Raw genomic sequence first — 15,723 nt, forward strand, 5'->3', positions numbered from 1 at the left:
CCTCAGCCGTTGCGTCGATCAATAAAGCCCAAGGCTTGATACAGCGCCTGCATCCGCGGCATTTCACAGCCGGCGGCCTGGGCGGCAGCCAGCGGACGGGCGTAGATCGCAGCCAGTTCCAGGGGGCGCTGGTGCAGATGATCGTGATACATGCTGGGCCAATAGTCCGTCAAACGCTCGGTCATGTTGAACATCTGCGCGGCGTAGCCAGGTGCGATTTCATGGCCGCATGCATGGGCGCCTTGCACCACTTCGGCCATCAGGCCCTGGATCAATTCCCGGCTGGATTGGTCAGCCATCAACTCCGAGGTATTGGCACCGAGCAGCACCGACAGGCCGTTGTATGGCACATTCCACACCAGCTTATGCCAGCGTGCCTGGTCCAGGTCAGGCATGGCCTGGGAGTCGATCCCGGCCTGGCGAAACAGCCCGGCGCCCTCCTCCACAATCGCCTGGCGGCGGTCTGCATCCTGTGCGGCATTGCCACTGTGATAGCCAAGACTGACCCGGCCCATGGCCTGGTGCTCGACGATCCCCGGCCCGGAACGGTGTACGCAGATATAACAAAGCCCGCCGAGCAAATGCAGGGACTCAGGCAAATGTTCGCGCAGGCCGTCCTCGACACCCAGGCCATTTTGCAACAGCACGACCTTGGCATCCGGCGCCGCCACCTGGGCAATGGTCGGTGCCAGCTCAACGTTGCCGGTGGTTTTGGTGCCCACCAGCAGCCAGTCGCAAGGCGGCATGTCGGCCGCATTGGCATAGGCCTGGACCGGGTGCAGGCTCAAGGCCCCATGCACCGAACTATTGAGTTGCAAGCCACGTTCGCTCACCGCCGCATATTCGCTGCGCAACAGGAAATGCACGTCAAAACCGGCACGCGCCAGCATCAACCCGTAAAAACCACCGATGGCACCGGTGCCGATAATCCCAATGCGCGGCCCAGGTTCAACTGCACTCGTCATGGCAACTCCTCTGGTTCTTGTTGGAGCGCCTCATTTATAGCGTCGCTGAGGTCACTCGGGTTCAGGCCCACCTGTAGTGCGCCGTGCAGTTGACCCTCGCACACTACAAATAAAGCCGGCAAATGAAAGATCCCGTAGCGCGCAACCGCGCCGCCATTGTGCCCAGCGTCGACCCAGCAGATGCGCGCCACCGGCAGATTCCAACCGGGTAGCTGCTGGCGCGCCCAACGGCAACTGGAACAGCCGACACTGGTAAACACCAGCAGCGAAGCACCAGGCAGCGCCAGCAACTGCTGGTCGATATCCAAATCCGTCAATTCAAACGCTTTCACTCGATCCGCACCACCACCTTTAACCAGGCAACACACTATCAGGCCACACGACAACGCGCGCAATTGCCCATTGTCGAGCAGGCTTGTACGCGCTAAGGTTCGGCTCCCCGCTGCATTTAAATCATGCTGTGCTCCGCCGCACGGGGTTCGCTGGCGGCCGGCACCCGTGACCCTGACGAGTAACACGATGGCTGATTTACCGATCAACGACCTAAACGTCGAATCCAACGAGACCCTGATCACGCCCGATCAGCTCAAGCGCGAAATCCCTTTGAGCGACGCTGCCCTGCAGACTGTCACCAAGGGCCGCGAAGTCATTCGTGACATCCTCGACGGCACTGACCACCGCCTGTTCGTGGTGATCGGCCCTTGCTCGATCCACGACCTCAAGGCTGCCCATGAGTACGCCGAACGCCTCAAGGTGCTGGCTGCGGAAGTGTCCGACACCCTGTACCTGGTGATGCGCGTGTATTTCGAGAAGCCGCGTACTACCGTCGGCTGGAAAGGCCTGATCAACGATCCGTACCTGGACGACTCGTTCAAGATTCAGGACGGCTTGCATATCGGCCGCAAGTTGCTGCTGGACCTGGCTGAAATGGGCCTGCCCACGGCCACCGAAGCCCTGGACCCGATTTCCCCGCAGTACTTGCAAGACCTGATCAGTTGGTCGGCGATCGGTGCACGTACCACCGAATCGCAAACCCACCGCGAAATGGCCTCTGGCCTGTCCTCGGCCGTGGGTTTCAAGAACGGTACCGATGGCGGCCTGACCGTGGCGATCAACGCCTTGCAGTCGGTTTCCAGCCCGCATCGTTTCCTGGGGATCAACCAGGAAGGTGGCGTGTCCATCGTCACCACCAAGGGCAACGCCTATGGCCACGTAGTATTGCGTGGCGGTAATGGCAAGCCCAATTACGATTCGGTCAGCGTGGCCTTGTGCGAACAGGCGCTGACCAAGGCGAAGATCAAGCCAAACATCATGGTTGATTGCAGTCACGCCAATTCCAATAAAGATCCGGCACTGCAACCGCTGGTGATGGAGAACGTGGCCAACCAGATCCTGGAAGGCAACCAGTCGATTATCGGCCTGATGGTCGAGAGTCACCTGAACTGGGGTTGCCAGGCGATTCCAAAAGATCTGGCCGACCTGCAATACGGCGTGTCGATCACCGATGCCTGCATCGACTGGTCTGCCACCGAGACCACCCTGCGCAGCATGCACGCCAAGCTCAAGGACGTATTGCCCAAGCGCAAACGTACCTGACGCACACAAAAAAGCCGGGCTAAGCCCGGCGTTTTTTTATGTGCGCATCTTTGCTTTTACAGCTTCGCGGCATGGCGCTGGTGACGCTCCATATAGCGCTCCACATAGGAACAGGACGGGATCACCGTATAACCCATGCTCTCGGCGTATTGCAGCGCCTCTTCGGTCAGCGCAGCAGCAATGCCGCGCCCACGCAGGGCATTGGGCACAAACGTGCGGTAGATATCCAGGGTCTGTTTCCCCAGGTCCATGTAGGTCAGATAGGCACGATGACCGTCCACATTGGTCTCGAACTGATGACCAGCCTGGTCATGGTGGATGGACAACGCCTCGCTCATCACTACTCCTCGCGGGTCTTGGTTTCTGACCCCTACCTTACCGATGTTTTTCCGGCGAAGGAACATCTACGCCACCCCGTGCCGGTTTCGACAACGAGAAAAGCCCTACAGCACTCACGCCCCGCACCAAGGAATAGTAGGCACCAATCCTGTCATTGCTCAAGGGACGCTCGTCATCCATCAGGCTGGCGGACATAGAAAGGGCTGATCGAACATCCGGTGGTCGATAGCCTGAACATTGCCGGCAGTTGAAGCTTGAGACGAAGCGCCGCTTTTAAAGTCACCTCTACATGCGCGAAAGATGCCCATCAGCGCCCGGGCAATCTGAACAATAGTATTGGCGCAGATATATAAATTGACATCGGCTTACAACGTTTAACACTTGCCAGGCGGTGCTTTCAGCCTGGATCCAATGTTTGCCCGCGCAGCAAAAACTGGATATTTTTTATACAAACTCGCTAAAGATTAGCCAAAATAGATTCGGCACAAGAATTTTTTTTGCTTCTTGCGCTACGTCAGTTTACTTACTACAAGTAATGGGTAGTATGTACGCCGGCTATTAGCTCACTCTGAGATAGTAGCCATTAAATAGAAAGTCCTTGAAGGGGAACACGATGAACAACGTTCTGAAATTCTCTGCTCTGGCTCTGGCCGCAGTTCTGGCTACCGGTTGCAGCAGCGTCTCCAAAGAAACCGAAGCTCGTCTGACTGCAACTGAAGACGCAGCAGCTCGCTCCCAGGCCCGTGCAGACGAAGCCTACCGTAAAGCTGATGAAGCTCTGGCTGCTGCTCAAAAAGCACAACAGACTGCTGACGAAGCTAACGAGCGCGCTCTGCGTATGCTTGAAAAAGCTAGCCGCAAGTAATAATCCTTCGGGGTTGTTATCAAGCCGATCCATTTTTGGATCGGCTTTTTATTGCCTGGGATTCAGCTAAGGATCCAAGGCAATAAAAAGCCCGCCAGGAGCAATCCATGGCGGGCTTCGATTGACGGCAGGTGTTACTGCTGCAAATCGACCGGCATGCCGGTGACCATCGGCGCCGCTCCCGGCTCGCCGATCTGCGCCGGCAAGCCATCTTCGGCCGCGACGACATCACGCACTTCATCCCAGTTGACCCGCAGGTTGTTGGCCAGGTCTTCGCGCTTGAGCATCGCATTGATGACTACCGTGTGCTTGTCGACCACCGACGGCGTGCCATCGTCGTTCAATGGCGCATGGGCTTCCAGGTAGACCTTGCCGCCGCTGATGCCGAACTTGTAGGCATCATTGATGATCCGCACAGGCGTGCCCACCGGGACCATCTTGGCCATCTCCAGCACGTTGTTGTTGAACATCCGGAAGCAGCCATGGCTGGTACGGGTACCAATGCCGAACTTCTTGTTGGAACCATGAATCAGGTAGCCCGGCGTGCCCAGGGTGAACTTGAACGGCCCCAGGGGGTTGTCAGGACCTGCCGGCACCACGTTGGGCAACGGGTCGCCGTCGGCAGCGTGCTCGGCCTTGATTGACGCTGGCGGGGTCCAGGTCGGGTTGGGGGTCTTGGCGATGATGCTGGTATGGGCAATCGGCGAGCCCCAGCCTTCACGACCGATTCCAAGCGGGAAGGTGTACACCACGTCCTGGCCCTTGGGGTAGTAGTAAAGACGGTACTCGGCCAGGTTGATCACGATGCCCTCCCGGGGACCCGGCGGCAAAATGAAACGGGTCGGCAGCACAATCTCGGCCCCGGCACCCGGCAACCAGGCATCGACGCCGGGGTTGGCCGCAACCATCTCCGAATAGCCCAGGTCATAAGTCACCCCCAGGTCGGCAAAGGTGTCTTCGTACTTGGCCTTGATCACCTGGACCTGGCCGACAATGTCTTCACCCGGTGGTGGCAGGGGCAGTTGCAGGGCCGCAACAGGACCGGCTGCACACAAGGCAGCGAGAGACAGGCAGCGGGTGACGACAGGCAGGCGCGACAACATCCGGAAAATCCTTCGCAGATCGACGGGGGTAAAATGGCGATTGTAGCGTGTACCTGCCCTTAAAGCTCGAAGCGCAGTTCAGGCCAGATAGGCGGCGTACCCCGCTTTTGCGATTCGAGAATCGCCCGGCACAAGGGGCAGAGGCGCTGGTCCTGGAAGATCGAACGATCCACCGAAGACCAGCGTGGCTGGGCCGGCAGCAATGTGCCGCAAAGCGTGCGATCGATGGTACCGCCCAGCTCCAACTGGCGCGTCACCAGATGCACCTTCACTTCCTGGCAGGCGAACAGATCCAGCTGCTCGTCGGGCTCGATCAGTTGGTAGGCAAACAAGGACCAGGCAGGACGCGACGACATCGGGGGCTCCAAATCGGGGGCGCCACCTTAGCCGAAAGACCGCTGCTAGAAAAGCGTCATAACAGCGGTTTTAGCGTCGGCCAGACATTTTCCAGCAACTTGGCCTGGGCACCGACTGCCGGGTGCAGTTGATCGGCCTGCATCATCTCCGGATGACCGCCCACGCCCTCAAGGAAAAACGGCACCAGCGGAACGTTTTTTTCCTTGGCCAGCGCACCATAGACTTCGGCAAACGCAGTGGTATATCGCAGGCCATAATTGGGCGGCAACTGCATCCCCAGCAGCAACACCTTGGCGCCACCGGCCTTGGACTGGTCAATCATCGACGCAAGATTTTGTTGCAATTGCGCCGGGGGCTGCCCACGCAAGCCGTCGTTCCCCCCCAACTCGATAACCACCACGTCGGGCTTATGCTCTGCAAGCGCCGCCGGCAGCCGCGCCAAGCCTCCGGCACTGGTGTCGCCGCTGATGGAGGCGTTGACCACTTTATCGGCGAAACCCTCCTTCTTGAGGCGTTGCTCCAGCAGTGCGACCCACCCTTTGCCGGTATGCAGGCCGAAACCGGCACTGATACTATCGCCAACGATCAGGACAGTACCCGCCGCTGCGTTCTGGGCCATGCACATCAAGGCCAGGCCAGCACTCAAAAACCATATTCGCATCGGATTCTCCATGGGCGCATGCATTCTCACCGCGCAGAACCTTAGCAAAGTGGTTCCCAGCGCGGAAGGTGAACTGACCATCCTGCACGAACTGAGCCTGGAACTGAACAAGGGCGATAGCCTGGCTATCGTCGGCAGCTCCGGTTCCGGAAAATCCACGCTCCTTGGCCTGCTGGCCGGGCTCGACCTGCCCAGCAGCGGTGAAGTGACCCTCGCCGGCCAGGCCCTGAGCGTCCTGGACGAGGATCAACGGGCACGTATCCGCGCTGAACACGTCGGTTTTGTGTTCCAGTCGTTCCAGTTGCTCGACAGCCTCAATGCCCTGGAAAACGTCATGCTGCCCCTGGAGCTGGACGGGCGCAAAGACGCCCGCGAGCGCGCCAGGCACTTGCTCGAACGTGTCGGCCTGGGCCAGCGCCTGACCCATTCACCCCGCCAGCTCTCCGGCGGCGAGCAGCAACGCGTGGCGATTGCCCGGGCGTTCGCGGCCGAGCCGGACGTGCTGTTTGCCGATGAACCCACCGGCAACCTCGACAGCCACACCGGCGAGCGCATCAGCGACCTGCTGTTTGAACTCAATAAAGAAAACGGTACCACCCTGGTGCTGGTGACCCACGACGAGCGCCTGGCCCATCGCTGCCGACGCCTGATCCGCCTTGAAGCCGGCCTGATGGTCGAGCCCCTGGAGCCTTGATGGCACGTTTGCCGCTGTTGCGCCTGTTCAGCCTTGCCCTACGCCAGTTATTGCGCGATGCCCGCGCCGGTGAATTGCGCGTGTTGTTCTTCGCCCTGCTGGTGGCCGTGGCCGCCAGCACCGCCATCGGTTATTTCGGGGCGCGGCTCAACGGCGCGATGCTATTGCGCGCCACCGAGTTCCTCGGCGCCGACCTGGTGCTGGAGGGCAGCTCCCCTGCCCGTTCCGAGCAGGTCACCAGCGGCATGCAACTGGGCCTGACGCACGCCAGGGTGGTGGAGTTTTCCAGCGTCATCGCCACCGACAACGGCATTCAGCTGTCGAGCATCAAGGCAGTCAACGAGCAATACCCGCTACGCGGCCAACTGAAAAGCGCGGCCGAACCGTTCGCCGAAGAAGCCTCGGGCGGCGGGCCGAAAGCCGGTGAAGCCTGGGTCGAGGCACGTCTGCTGACAGCACTGGACCTGAAAGTCGGCGACAGCATCGACGTGGGCATGAAAACCCTGCGCCTGGCGCGCGTCCTCACCTATGAGCCGGATCGGGCGGGCAACTTCTATAGCCTCACCCCTCGGGTGATGATCAACCTGGCTGACCTGGAGGCCACCGGCGTAGTGCAGCCGGGCAGCCGGGTCAGCTACCGCGAGCTGTGGCGTGCGCCACCAGCCAGTACCGCCCTGCAGACCTATCGCGACCAGATAACGCCGGGGCTGGCCGCCAACCAGCGCCTGCAGGACGCACGGGACGGCAACCAACAGATCGGGGGTGCCTTGGGCAAGGCCGAGCGCTACCTGAACATGGCCAGCCTGGTTGCCGTGCTGCTGTCCGGGGTGGCCGTGGCCCTGTCGGCGAACCGCTTTGCCAGCCGCCGCTTCGACGCCAGCGCACTGTTGCGCTGCCTGGGCCTGTCGCGCCGGGAAACCATGCTGTTGTTCAGCCTGCAGCTGACTGTCCTGGGCTTGCTGGCCAGCCTTGCCGGTGCGGCACTGGGCTGGCTCGCACAGTTGGGGCTGTTTTACCTGTTGCACGACCTGCTGCCGGCAGACGTACCGCCGGGCGGGCTGCTACCCGCCGTAGCCGGCATCGGTACCGGGCTGGTGGCCCTGGCCGGTTTTGCCCTGCCCCCTCTGGCAGCCCTGGGCCGAGTGCCGCCGCTGCGGGTATTGCGGCGCGACTTGCTGCCGATCCCCTCCAGTACCTGGATGGTGTATGGCGCCGCGTTGTTTGCCCTGGGCCTGATCATGTGGCGCCTGAGCCTGGACCTGGTGCTGACCTTCGCCCTACTGGGCGGTGGGGTTATCGCCGCGTTGATCCTCGGGGGCCTGCTCCTGCTGTTGCTGCAAAGCCTGCGCCGCCTGCTGGCACGCGCCGCCCTGCCCTGGCGCCTGGGGCTGGGCCAGTTGTTACGCCACCCATTGGCCGCGGCGGGCCAGTCCCTGGCGTTTGGCCTGATCCTGCTATCGATGGGTTTGATCGCCTTGCTGCGTGGCGAGTTGCTGGACACCTGGCAGAACCAGTTGCCAAAGGATGCTCCCAACTATTTCGCCCTCAACATCCTCCCGGCCGACAAGGACGCCTTCGGTGCCCGCCTGCTTGAACTACAGGCGCAGGCAGCGCCCTTGTATCCCGTGGTGCCGGGACGCCTGATCAGCATCAACGGCGAGCCGGTGCAGGAAATTGTCAGCAAGGACTCCAGTGGCGATCGTGCGATACAACGGGACCTGAGCCTGACCTGGGCGGCCAACCTGCCCCCAGGCAACACCCTCACATCAGGCACCTGGTGGTCGGATCAGCCGGGCGATGCCATTCCAGGCGTGTCGGTCGAGGCCAAGGTCGCCGACAGCCTCAAGCTCAAGCTCAACGACCACCTGATCTTCACCGTTGGCGGGGAAAACCGTGAGGCCCGCGTTACCAGCCTGCGGGAGATCAACTGGGACAACTTCCAACCCAACTTCTTCATGATCTTCCAACCGGGCACCCTCAAGGACCTGCCGGCCACCTACCTGACCAGCTTTTATCTGGCCGCCGGCCATGACCAGCAGATCGTCGACCTGTCCCGAGCCTTTCCGGCAGTGACCATCCTGCAGGTCGAGGCGTTGCTGGCCCAATTGCGCAGCATCCTGGCCCAGGTCACGCTGGCCGTGGAGTACGTGCTGCTGTTTGTCCTGGCGGCTGGCATGGCGGTGCTGTTCTCGGGCCTTCAGGCCACCCTGGACGAACGCATCCGCCAAGGCGCCTTGTTGCGCGCCCTGGGGGCGGAACGCAAGTTGCTGGTCAAGGCCCGGCGCATCGAGTTCGGGCTACTGGGTGCGGTCAGCGGACTGCTGGCGGCGCTGGGTACCGAACTGGTGACGCTGGTCCTGTATCGCTATGCCTTCGACCTGGTCTGGCACCCCCATCCGTGGCTGCTGGTGCTTCCGCTGATTGGTGCAGTGTTGATCGGTGGTGCCGGGGTATTCGGTACGCGTCGGGCGTTGAACGCCAGCCCGCTGGCGGTATTGCGCGAAGGTTGAAACAAAAAAAGCCGGCTCCCCCCTGGGAGCCGGCCTTACTAAAGGCGCCATCGCCAGCAAGTCGGCTGCTACTTGATGTACTCGATGCCGGTGATCCACCAGCACACTTCACCGCCTGGCGTCTGCACAATGGCTTCATCGTCCACCTCTTTGCGCAGCAACGCCCTGGCCATGGGTGAGTCGATGGAAATGTAGTCCATGCGCTCATAAATCTCGTCATAGCCCACGATTCGAAAACGCTTGGTCTCCCCCTGCTCGTTTTCGATATCCACCCAAGCCCCGAAGAACACCTTGCCCTCCTGCTCGGGCATGTATTCCACCACGCGCATATCTTCCAGGCGTTTGCGCAGGTAACGCACCCGACGATCGATTTCGCGCAGCAGCTTCTTGTTGTACTGGTAGTCGGCGTTCTCGCTGCGGTCTCCCAGGGAAGCTGCCCAAGTCACTTTGCGCGTGGTATCAGGACGCTTTTCTCGCCACAGGTAATCAAGCTCCTTCTTCAGCGCTTCATGACCTTCTTTGGTAATCAGCTTGGTACTCAAAAGCGTCACATCCCCCGCAAACTTCCATTGGTTCAAACCAGCGCTACATCCACCAAAGATGCACTGGCTGCCTGACGGCAACTGGTCGGCCTTGATAATAAATGAACGCCAGAAAGTAGCCAGGCCTGATTCCCAGGGTCAACCGGAACCAGGCAAACTGCCTGCATCCACGCCGCGCTGCACCTCGACCTTTTGCTCGGGAAACAAGGTGGCGTCCAGGCGATTCAACACCGCCTGCAGATCGCCCCTCAGGCCCGACAACTGCCCCATGTTGCTCGCCAGTTGCTCAGCCTGTTGCTGGGTCGCACGGTCCAGCGCCTGCAGCCTGAACGACTCATCTTCGATCTGACGTGCCCAACCCTCCAGACGGCGTTGTTCTGCCTGCTGCACCTGCGCCTGGTGCTCTTCACGCCCCTTCAACGCCAGGGTTCTTTGCTGCAAGTCAGTTTCCAGCGCCGCCAACTGTTGATTGGCCTGCGCCAATGCATTTTTTTCCCGTAGCAACTGGCTTCTCTGCTGCTCAAGTTCCTCCTGCTGCTCAAACGCCGCACGCTTCTGTTGCGTCAACTCTTGCGCCACCCGGGCAAGATTGGTCAGCGTGGTATCCACCTCATGCAGGGTCGCCTGATCCGGGACCACGGATGGCGGCACGGCTTCGGCAGGTGCCACAGGCTCTTGCACTCGCGGAGCCGGCTCCTCGGGCTGCGGCGCCTTCGTCGGAGTAGGTAATGGCTCCTCAGGGATTAACGCCGGCAGAACTACGGCCGGTTCCTCGTCCGGCTCCTGCGTCACAGCCTCATTACGATTTGCCGGATTGGGCGGCGACACCATTTTTGACGAGAAACGAATGGACGGCACAATCAACTCGGCGCTCTCGATCGCAGGCAGGCCAATGACTGAAGTCCCCAGGGTGATGACCTTCATCACCAATACCTTCTTGATCATCAGCGAGTGGTGATCTTCAGGCCTCGCCGTCGGTAGCTTGCTGCCCTTCAAGTCAATGAAGTGATACGCCACCTGTGACGCCGAGCAATTGCCATCCTTGACCCCGGATGCGGTGGCCAGGGTGATGATCTGCTTGAGCACGCTCATCGCCAGTTGCAGGTTCTCCTTGGACTCGATCCCTCCTAGAAAATACCGCTCGGCCTTTCTGCGCAGTGCAGCGATATAGACCCGCGAACTCCCAGGCTCGACCTCTTCGTCCAGGCTATAGACAAGAAAGTTCGCAGCGATTTGCGGTACCGCAAAGCAACAGAGCAATGCACCGTTAACCGGGGAATCATGACCAGAATGTTCAAGAACAAGAGTACGCAGAAGCATCATGAGTATCGGACTCCTTTACGGTAGTACTTCATATACACGCCATCTATGAAATCAAAATCAACATATCACCAAGAACAACACAATTGTTTCAGCGAGTGATTGAGGCACATGTAGGACTTACCTTATTCCAGCGACTCAGCGTTTCCAAACGCCCCTATTGAACGTACCATTTTTTAACAAAGCAGCGCCTTAAACACTTGATCAGTACTTTTTCCCACAACGTTCGGCAATTCTCAAACCGAAGACACTGGCTTATAGAGCCCCGTCTACTCAGCATGCCCCGGCAAACAACCAAGTAGAAAAGCCCAATGATCGAAATAACAAATCTAACAAAAAAAACAGGACAGACGATTGCCATCGACAACTTGACGTTCAGCGTTACCTCCCGGGAATGCCTGGGATTGTTTGGACATGAGGGCGCAGGCAAAAGCACATTACTCAAATTGCTCTCAGGCGCAATCAAGGCAACTTCCGGCACCATAAAAATACATGACACAAATATCTCAACCCACCCCATAAGAGCGAAAAAAATAATAGGTTATCAACCTGAAGCGGCACTCGGCCACGGCAACATGACAGTCAAGAACTTCCTCGGTTTCATCGCCGAAGTTCGCGGGCTGCATGGCCTGCAAAAGCGCAAGATGGTGGATCGGGCAATCACCCGCCTAGAGCTCTGGCGAGTACTTGACTCACCTATCGCCACCCTTCCTGCGGGGCACCAACGCAAAGTGGCGCTGGCCCAAGCCATCCTGCATGACCCCAGGTTGCTGTTACTCGATGAGCCCACAGCAGGCCTGGACCCCTTGCAAAAGCAAAAGGTCGGGACGCTCATCCAGTCCCTGGCCGAAGACATGACGGTGATTGTCGCCTCGCGCAATCCCGAAGAGTTCTCGTGTACTTGTCAACGGGCGCTGGTTATGGCCGAGGGCAGATTGCTGGCCGATGCCCCGGTCAGCGAGCTACAGCGCAGTTCGCACTATTACCAGGCAATCACCCTGGCCGCCGATGCCCCCCTCGACCTGCTGGCGCTGGCCGTTCTCCCGGGAGTGGCCGGCATAGAGGAAGACCGGCATACCGCCGGCAGCGTGACCGTGCTCGCGATGCCAGGGCAAATCATCTATCCACACGTCAATGCCCTGGTCGCCAACCGTCGCTGGAAGATCAATACCTTGAGCCTTGAGCCGGGGCGCCTGAGCGATGTCATCCACCACTTGAGCCAGGAGGCACTCAATTGAAACGTCTACCCGTGATATTCAAGCGGCAACTAAGCAGTTACTTGTCGAGCCCGACCACTTACTTAAGCATCGCGACTTTCTTGATTGCCAACACTGTGCTCGGCTTGTTTGTAGGAAACTTCCTGGAAAAAACTCCGGAAAACTTACACGCTTTTTTTCAGTTCCATCCTTGGCTTTACCTTTTTTTCATTCCTATTATTTCAACACTGCTTTGGGCAAACGAGCACAAAGACGATGCATTTTGCTTTACAAGCACCCTGCCAGTCTCCGCCCTGGAGCTGACACTGGGAAAATTCCTGGCCGCCTGGACACTCTGTGCGCTCACGATTTTATTAAACTTCCCACTGGTCATTACCATAAATTATCTGGGCGTCGCGGACAATTCGACCATCTTGGCTCAGTCCATCGGGAGTTGGCTACTGGCAGGTGCTTATCTTTCATTCGCCTGCCTCATCTGTGTACTGGCCTATAATCGTCTGATTATTTTTGTGATCACACTCGCGCTACTATTTGCAGTAAGCACTGCTATCACTAGTTCTGGATATGTTGGACCATCAGGCGCCCATCTGGCTGATCGATAGTTTGATTTCACTCAATCCACAGATACGTTTCAGCTCGATAGATAGCGGCCTTCTGACGCTGCATGACACGTTGTACTTCATAAGCATGATCATTGCGTTCCTCACCGCAACCACCCTTACTTTAAATTTCAGGAAAAGCTGAGAAAGGAACCCCCCATGAGGAACCTCATGAACTTCGGCGTGACGTTGATCGTCATCGTCCTGCTTTTTCTTGCCTTTAACCTGGTTTGGGCACTGAAGCTGCCCAACTACCGCCTGGACCTCTCAGAGAAAAAAATCCATACCCTGTCGCCTTCGACGCAGGCCCTGCTCGCGGGGCTTGAAACCCCCATGGAGGTGCATTTTTTCAACGCCAGTCACGCCCGCAAGAGTGAAGCATTGAAAAGCCATGGCGCGTACATCGCGCTGCTGCTCAAAGCCTATGAAGGCGCATCAAACGGCAACATCACGCTGCACCTGATTGACCCTGAGCCCTTTTCAGAGGAGGAGTACCAGGCCGAGTCATTGGGCCTGGATAGAACGCAGGGGCTGTTCGGGCTCATCGGCACCCGCGCCAACCATGAACCTCAGAAAATCGAACGCTTCGACCCGGCCCAGGCGAACTTCCTGGAGTATGGGATCAGCCACTTGATCCACAACGTCGCACGCCAGGAACAGCCAGTAATCGGCCTGATCAGCGGCTTAACCGTGGACGGCAGCCGGGATGAACGCAATCAGCAAATCATACCGCCTTGGCAGTTGCTCAAGGAAATCCGCGCTCAGTTCAATCTGGTGAGCCTGGGCAGCGACATTTCGCGTATCCCCGGGCACATCAAGACCTTGATGGTGGTGCAGCCCGCTCGACTACCGGAACAAGCGCTTTTTGCCATTGATCAATTTGTCCTGGCTGGGGGCAAGCTGCTGATGTTTATCGACCCCCTGAATGAACCGGGCTCAACCACCGAGAACCCTGGCCAGCAAAACCTGCTCGCCGCATGGGGCGTGCAGGTGCCAGCGAACCAGGTTTTGGCAGACAGCCTCTACGCAACGCCGGTAGTGGTGGCGAACGGCCAAGCCCCCGTACGCCATCCAGGGGCGCTCACCCTGACCCGAGAATCAATGGCGCAGAGCGATATCAGCAGTTGGGGCGTTGACAGGGTGACACTATTGAATTCCGGTACGCTCATGCCCCTGAAAAAAAGCCGCACCACCTTCACTCCCCTGCTCTGGAGCTCCGAGCGAGCCTATACGTTCGATGGCGCACGCTTCGCCCAACAGGATGGGTTCGACGCCATGCTCAGCGAGGCCGCCATGCGCGGCCGGTCGAGTGTGATCGCCGCGCGGATACAGGGACCCGCCTACTCCGCCTTTCCTGACGGCATCAACGGCCAGAAAGCGACGTTGCAAAAAACCGCCAATATCCATGTAGTGCTAGTTGCCGACACTGACTTGCTCAGTGACCGCGTCTGGCTGGCCGCACGCACTGCCAATGGACACCAAGCGCAGCGTCCGGGCAACGCCAGGTTTGTCTTCAACACCCTGGATAACCTGGCGGCGCCTGACACACTAAGCGCTATCAGCCCCCGCGCAAGCGACGGGCCACAGCCTGGGTTGCTGGACAGAATGCGCAACGAGGCCGCGCAGTCCTACCGGAAAAAAGCCAACCTTCTGGAGCAACGTCTGGACCAGGCAGAAAAGGAGTGGCAGACGCTCAACGCGCCTTTATCGAGGCTGGGAAGCCAGGCCCTTTCCTCCAATACGCTGTTGCAGGCGCTGAACAAAGAACGCCTGCGCTTGCGCCTGGAACTTCACACCCTGAAGAAGGGAGCCTACAAGGACGTCCGGCAGTTGGAGCGCACGGTAGCCCTGCTCACTATCGTCACTGTTCCGTTGATAGTGAGCCTGCTGGGGCTGGGGATTCTCATCTCGCACCGACGCCGCCAACATCCACCCGCCGCAGCGTTCTATTGAGCGTCGCGGTCAGCGGCGGGTAATCAAACCCTGGCGCGCTACGCGGGTCAGGTGTCGGATGAACTCACCGGCATCGTCGGCGTTGGGCGCCTGGATCACCGCCAGGTCAAAGCTGTTCGTGGCAAAGCGCGCCAGGGACTCGCCGTCTTCGACAAACTGGATCAAGAAAGCCGAAGGGCGGCCAGTACGGCGGGGCCAGCCATCCAGGTAACGCAATAGCGTCGGTTGGTGCTTGCCGCCAAGCAGGATTTTAGGGTTGCGCTGAGTGAGGCCCGCAGTGATCGGGGCCAGGCGTACAAGAGGTCGTAGTGCATTCATCGTGTCGTGTCTCTGCCTCAAAAGTCTGCGGGCAGGTGAGAGGCAACACCGAACCAGCGCTTTAGCGGTATTTCGAAACCTGGAGCAGGCTTCTGTCGGGGCTGCAGTGAGTCCCTGTGGCGCCCCGCAATTAGCTGTTTAAATCGGCGCATGCAGCATCCTAGAGAAGCCGGTGGGGCGGTGTCAAGAATCCCCTACAACGAAAAAGGCCCGCACGGGCGGGCCTTTAACACGTGTGCTGCAAGATCAATTGGCGATGGCGCGATCGACAGACAGTTTGCCAGCACCTTCGAACAGGACCGCCACCGTGCCGCCCAGCAGCGCCAGGGCGAACTCATAGCCGTTGTTGGCCATGAACAAACCGTTGCTGATATGCACCGAGAATATCGCCACCAGCGAGACAATCGTCAGACCCAGCGCCGCTGGGCGTGCCAGCAAGCCAATGATCAGTGCCAGGCCGGCAAAGAACTCAGTGCCGCCCGACAACAGCGCCATCAGCGTACCTGGGGCCAGGCCGATGCTCTCCATCCACTGCGCCGTGCCCGCCAGGCCACCACCGCCGAACCAGCCAAAGAGTTTTTGCGAACCGTGGGCGGCAAAGATGATGCCGACGAAAATCCGCAGGACAGTCAAGCCGAAGCCTGCACGGGTGGATAGAACGTTTCTGATCATTGGGCTCATGTA

The 15,723-nt window shown here is 59.2% G+C and carries 17 protein-coding genes; 7 read left to right on the plus strand and 10 right to left on the minus strand.

Annotated elements, in window-relative coordinates; all coding sequences use genetic code 11:
• Positions 1-2: 2 nt before the first annotated feature.
• Entirely contained in the window at positions 3-965 is a 963-nt protein-coding gene (locus FIV38_RS10020) for a putative 2-dehydropantoate 2-reductase (protein WP_070995450.1), read from the minus strand.
• Positions 962-1,339, minus strand: coding sequence for a YbbN family protein (locus FIV38_RS10025; protein ID WP_029297997.1), 378 nt, complete (start codon positions 1,337-1,339; stop codon positions 962-964). The genes FIV38_RS10020 and FIV38_RS10025 overlap by 4 nt, the downstream gene beginning before the upstream one ends.
• 145 nt (positions 1,340-1,484) lie before the next feature.
• On the opposite strand from FIV38_RS10025, the gene FIV38_RS10030 reads away from it, so the two are divergent.
• Positions 1,485-2,561, plus strand: coding sequence for a 3-deoxy-7-phosphoheptulonate synthase (locus tag FIV38_RS10030; protein WP_029297994.1), 1,077 nt, complete (start codon positions 1,485-1,487; stop codon positions 2,559-2,561).
• A gap of 56 nt (positions 2,562-2,617) precedes the next feature.
• Here FIV38_RS10030 and FIV38_RS10035 read toward each other — a convergent pair whose 3' ends face one another.
• Positions 2,618-2,899: a GNAT family N-acetyltransferase gene (locus FIV38_RS10035; protein WP_029297992.1), complete on the minus strand. Its 282-nt coding sequence runs from the start codon at positions 2,897-2,899 to the stop codon at positions 2,618-2,620.
• A 614-nt stretch (positions 2,900-3,513) separates the two neighbouring features.
• On the opposite strand from FIV38_RS10035, the gene oprI reads away from it, so the two are divergent.
• Complete coding sequence (gene oprI, locus FIV38_RS10040) at positions 3,514-3,765, plus strand: outer membrane lipoprotei OprI (RefSeq protein WP_003172710.1); 252 nt, start codon at positions 3,514-3,516, stop codon at positions 3,763-3,765.
• A 134-nt stretch (positions 3,766-3,899) separates the two neighbouring features.
• On the opposite strand, the gene FIV38_RS10045 is transcribed toward oprI, so the two are convergent.
• Genes FIV38_RS10045 through FIV38_RS10055 form a run of 3 tightly spaced genes read right to left on the minus strand, consistent with a single transcriptional unit; the run spans position 3,900 to position 5,886 of the window.
• A complete protein-coding gene (locus FIV38_RS10045; protein ID WP_092235209.1) occupies positions 3,900-4,868 on the minus strand; it encodes a L,D-transpeptidase family protein in 969 nt (322 codons plus the stop codon).
• A gap of 59 nt (positions 4,869-4,927) precedes the next feature.
• Positions 4,928-5,224: a hypothetical protein gene (locus FIV38_RS10050; RefSeq protein WP_029297976.1), complete on the minus strand. Its 297-nt coding sequence runs from the start codon at positions 5,222-5,224 to the stop codon at positions 4,928-4,930.
• A gap of 56 nt (positions 5,225-5,280) precedes the next feature.
• Positions 5,281-5,886 (minus strand): arylesterase, encoded by a 606-nt coding sequence (locus tag FIV38_RS10055; RefSeq protein ID WP_092235206.1) that lies wholly within the window; start codon positions 5,884-5,886, stop codon positions 5,281-5,283.
• A gap of 10 nt (positions 5,887-5,896) precedes the next feature.
• Between FIV38_RS10055 and FIV38_RS10060 the strand changes: the two genes are divergently transcribed.
• Positions 5,897-6,580, plus strand: a complete 684-nt coding sequence (locus FIV38_RS10060; protein WP_029297972.1) for an ABC transporter ATP-binding protein — start codon at positions 5,897-5,899, stop codon at positions 6,578-6,580.
• Positions 6,580-9,090, plus strand: coding sequence for an ABC transporter permease (locus tag FIV38_RS10065; protein WP_092235203.1), 2,511 nt, complete (start codon positions 6,580-6,582; stop codon positions 9,088-9,090). Before FIV38_RS10060 ends, FIV38_RS10065 begins: the two co-directional genes overlap by 1 nt.
• 68 nt (positions 9,091-9,158) lie before the next feature.
• Here FIV38_RS10065 and greB read toward each other — a convergent pair whose 3' ends face one another.
• Positions 9,159-9,632, minus strand: a complete 474-nt coding sequence (greB, locus tag FIV38_RS10070) for a transcription elongation factor GreB (RefSeq protein ID WP_029297967.1) — start codon at positions 9,630-9,632, stop codon at positions 9,159-9,161.
• Positions 9,633-9,770: 138 nt separating this feature from the next.
• On the minus strand, positions 9,771-10,955 hold the full coding sequence (locus tag FIV38_RS10075) for a hypothetical protein (protein WP_092235200.1): 1,185 nt from the start codon (positions 10,953-10,955) through the stop codon (positions 9,771-9,773).
• A 308-nt stretch (positions 10,956-11,263) separates the two neighbouring features.
• Here FIV38_RS10075 and FIV38_RS10080 point away from each other — a divergent pair, with 308 nt between their 5' ends.
• The 3 genes from FIV38_RS10080 to FIV38_RS10090 all read left to right on the plus strand — a co-directional run bounded on the left by FIV38_RS10080 (position 11,264) and on the right by FIV38_RS10090 (position 14,721).
• Positions 11,264-12,190: an ABC transporter ATP-binding protein gene (locus tag FIV38_RS10080; protein ID WP_092235197.1), complete on the plus strand. Its 927-nt coding sequence runs from the start codon at positions 11,264-11,266 to the stop codon at positions 12,188-12,190.
• Positions 12,187-12,771, plus strand: coding sequence for an ABC transporter permease (locus tag FIV38_RS10085; RefSeq protein ID WP_329606293.1), 585 nt, complete (start codon positions 12,187-12,189; stop codon positions 12,769-12,771). The genes FIV38_RS10080 and FIV38_RS10085 overlap by 4 nt, the downstream gene beginning before the upstream one ends.
• Positions 12,772-12,927: 156 nt before the next feature.
• Entirely contained in the window at positions 12,928-14,721 is a 1,794-nt protein-coding gene (locus FIV38_RS10090; RefSeq protein WP_092235194.1) for a Gldg family protein, read from the plus strand.
• Positions 14,722-14,730: 9 nt separating this feature from the next.
• Here the strand turns inward: FIV38_RS10090 and FIV38_RS10095 are convergent, their stop codons facing one another.
• On the minus strand, positions 14,731-15,039 hold the full coding sequence (locus tag FIV38_RS10095) for a hypothetical protein (RefSeq protein WP_029297956.1): 309 nt from the start codon (positions 15,037-15,039) through the stop codon (positions 14,731-14,733).
• A gap of 246 nt (positions 15,040-15,285) precedes the next feature.
• Positions 15,286-15,720: a DoxX family protein gene (locus FIV38_RS10100; protein WP_029297954.1), complete on the minus strand. Its 435-nt coding sequence runs from the start codon at positions 15,718-15,720 to the stop codon at positions 15,286-15,288.
• Positions 15,721-15,723 lie beyond the last annotated feature (3 nt).

The sequence above is a fragment of the Pseudomonas proteolytica genome (assembly GCF_007858275.1).
In the GTDB taxonomy this organism is placed as follows: Bacteria; Pseudomonadota; Gammaproteobacteria; order Pseudomonadales; family Pseudomonadaceae; genus Aquipseudomonas; species Aquipseudomonas proteolytica.

Bases quoted from the DNA above. Each gene is read 5' to 3' on its own strand.
- FIV38_RS10035 (WP_029297992.1), bottom strand. From the start codon at position 2,899: ATGAGCGAGGCGTTGTCCATCCACCATGACCAGGCTGGTCATCAGTTC.
- oprI (WP_003172710.1), top strand. From the start codon at position 3,514: ATGAACAACGTTCTGAAATTCTCTGCTCTGGCTCTGGCCGCAGTTCTG.
- FIV38_RS10055 (WP_092235206.1), bottom strand. From the start codon at position 5,886: ATGCGAATATGGTTTTTGAGTGCTGGCCTGGCCTTGATGTGCATGGCC.
- FIV38_RS10030 (WP_029297994.1), top strand. From the start codon at position 1,485: ATGGCTGATTTACCGATCAACGACCTAAACGTCGAATCCAACGAGACC.
- FIV38_RS10100 (WP_029297954.1), bottom strand. From the start codon at position 15,720: ATGAGCCCAATGATCAGAAACGTTCTATCCACCCGTGCAGGCTTCGGC.
- FIV38_RS10050 (WP_029297976.1), bottom strand. From the start codon at position 5,224: ATGTCGTCGCGTCCTGCCTGGTCCTTGTTTGCCTACCAACTGATCGAG.
- FIV38_RS10075 (WP_092235200.1), bottom strand. From the start codon at position 10,955: ATGATGCTTCTGCGTACTCTTGTTCTTGAACATTCTGGTCATGATTCC.
- FIV38_RS10080 (WP_092235197.1), top strand. From the start codon at position 11,264: ATGATCGAAATAACAAATCTAACAAAAAAAACAGGACAGACGATTGCC.
- FIV38_RS10020 (WP_070995450.1), bottom strand. From the start codon at position 965: ATGACGAGTGCAGTTGAACCTGGGCCGCGCATTGGGATTATCGGCACC.
- FIV38_RS10065 (WP_092235203.1), top strand. From the start codon at position 6,580: ATGGCACGTTTGCCGCTGTTGCGCCTGTTCAGCCTTGCCCTACGCCAG.
- FIV38_RS10095 (WP_029297956.1), bottom strand. From the start codon at position 15,039: ATGAATGCACTACGACCTCTTGTACGCCTGGCCCCGATCACTGCGGGC.
- FIV38_RS10045 (WP_092235209.1), bottom strand. From the start codon at position 4,868: ATGTTGTCGCGCCTGCCTGTCGTCACCCGCTGCCTGTCTCTCGCTGCC.
- FIV38_RS10060 (WP_029297972.1), top strand. From the start codon at position 5,897: ATGGGCGCATGCATTCTCACCGCGCAGAACCTTAGCAAAGTGGTTCCC.
- FIV38_RS10090 (WP_092235194.1), top strand. From the start codon at position 12,928: ATGAGGAACCTCATGAACTTCGGCGTGACGTTGATCGTCATCGTCCTG.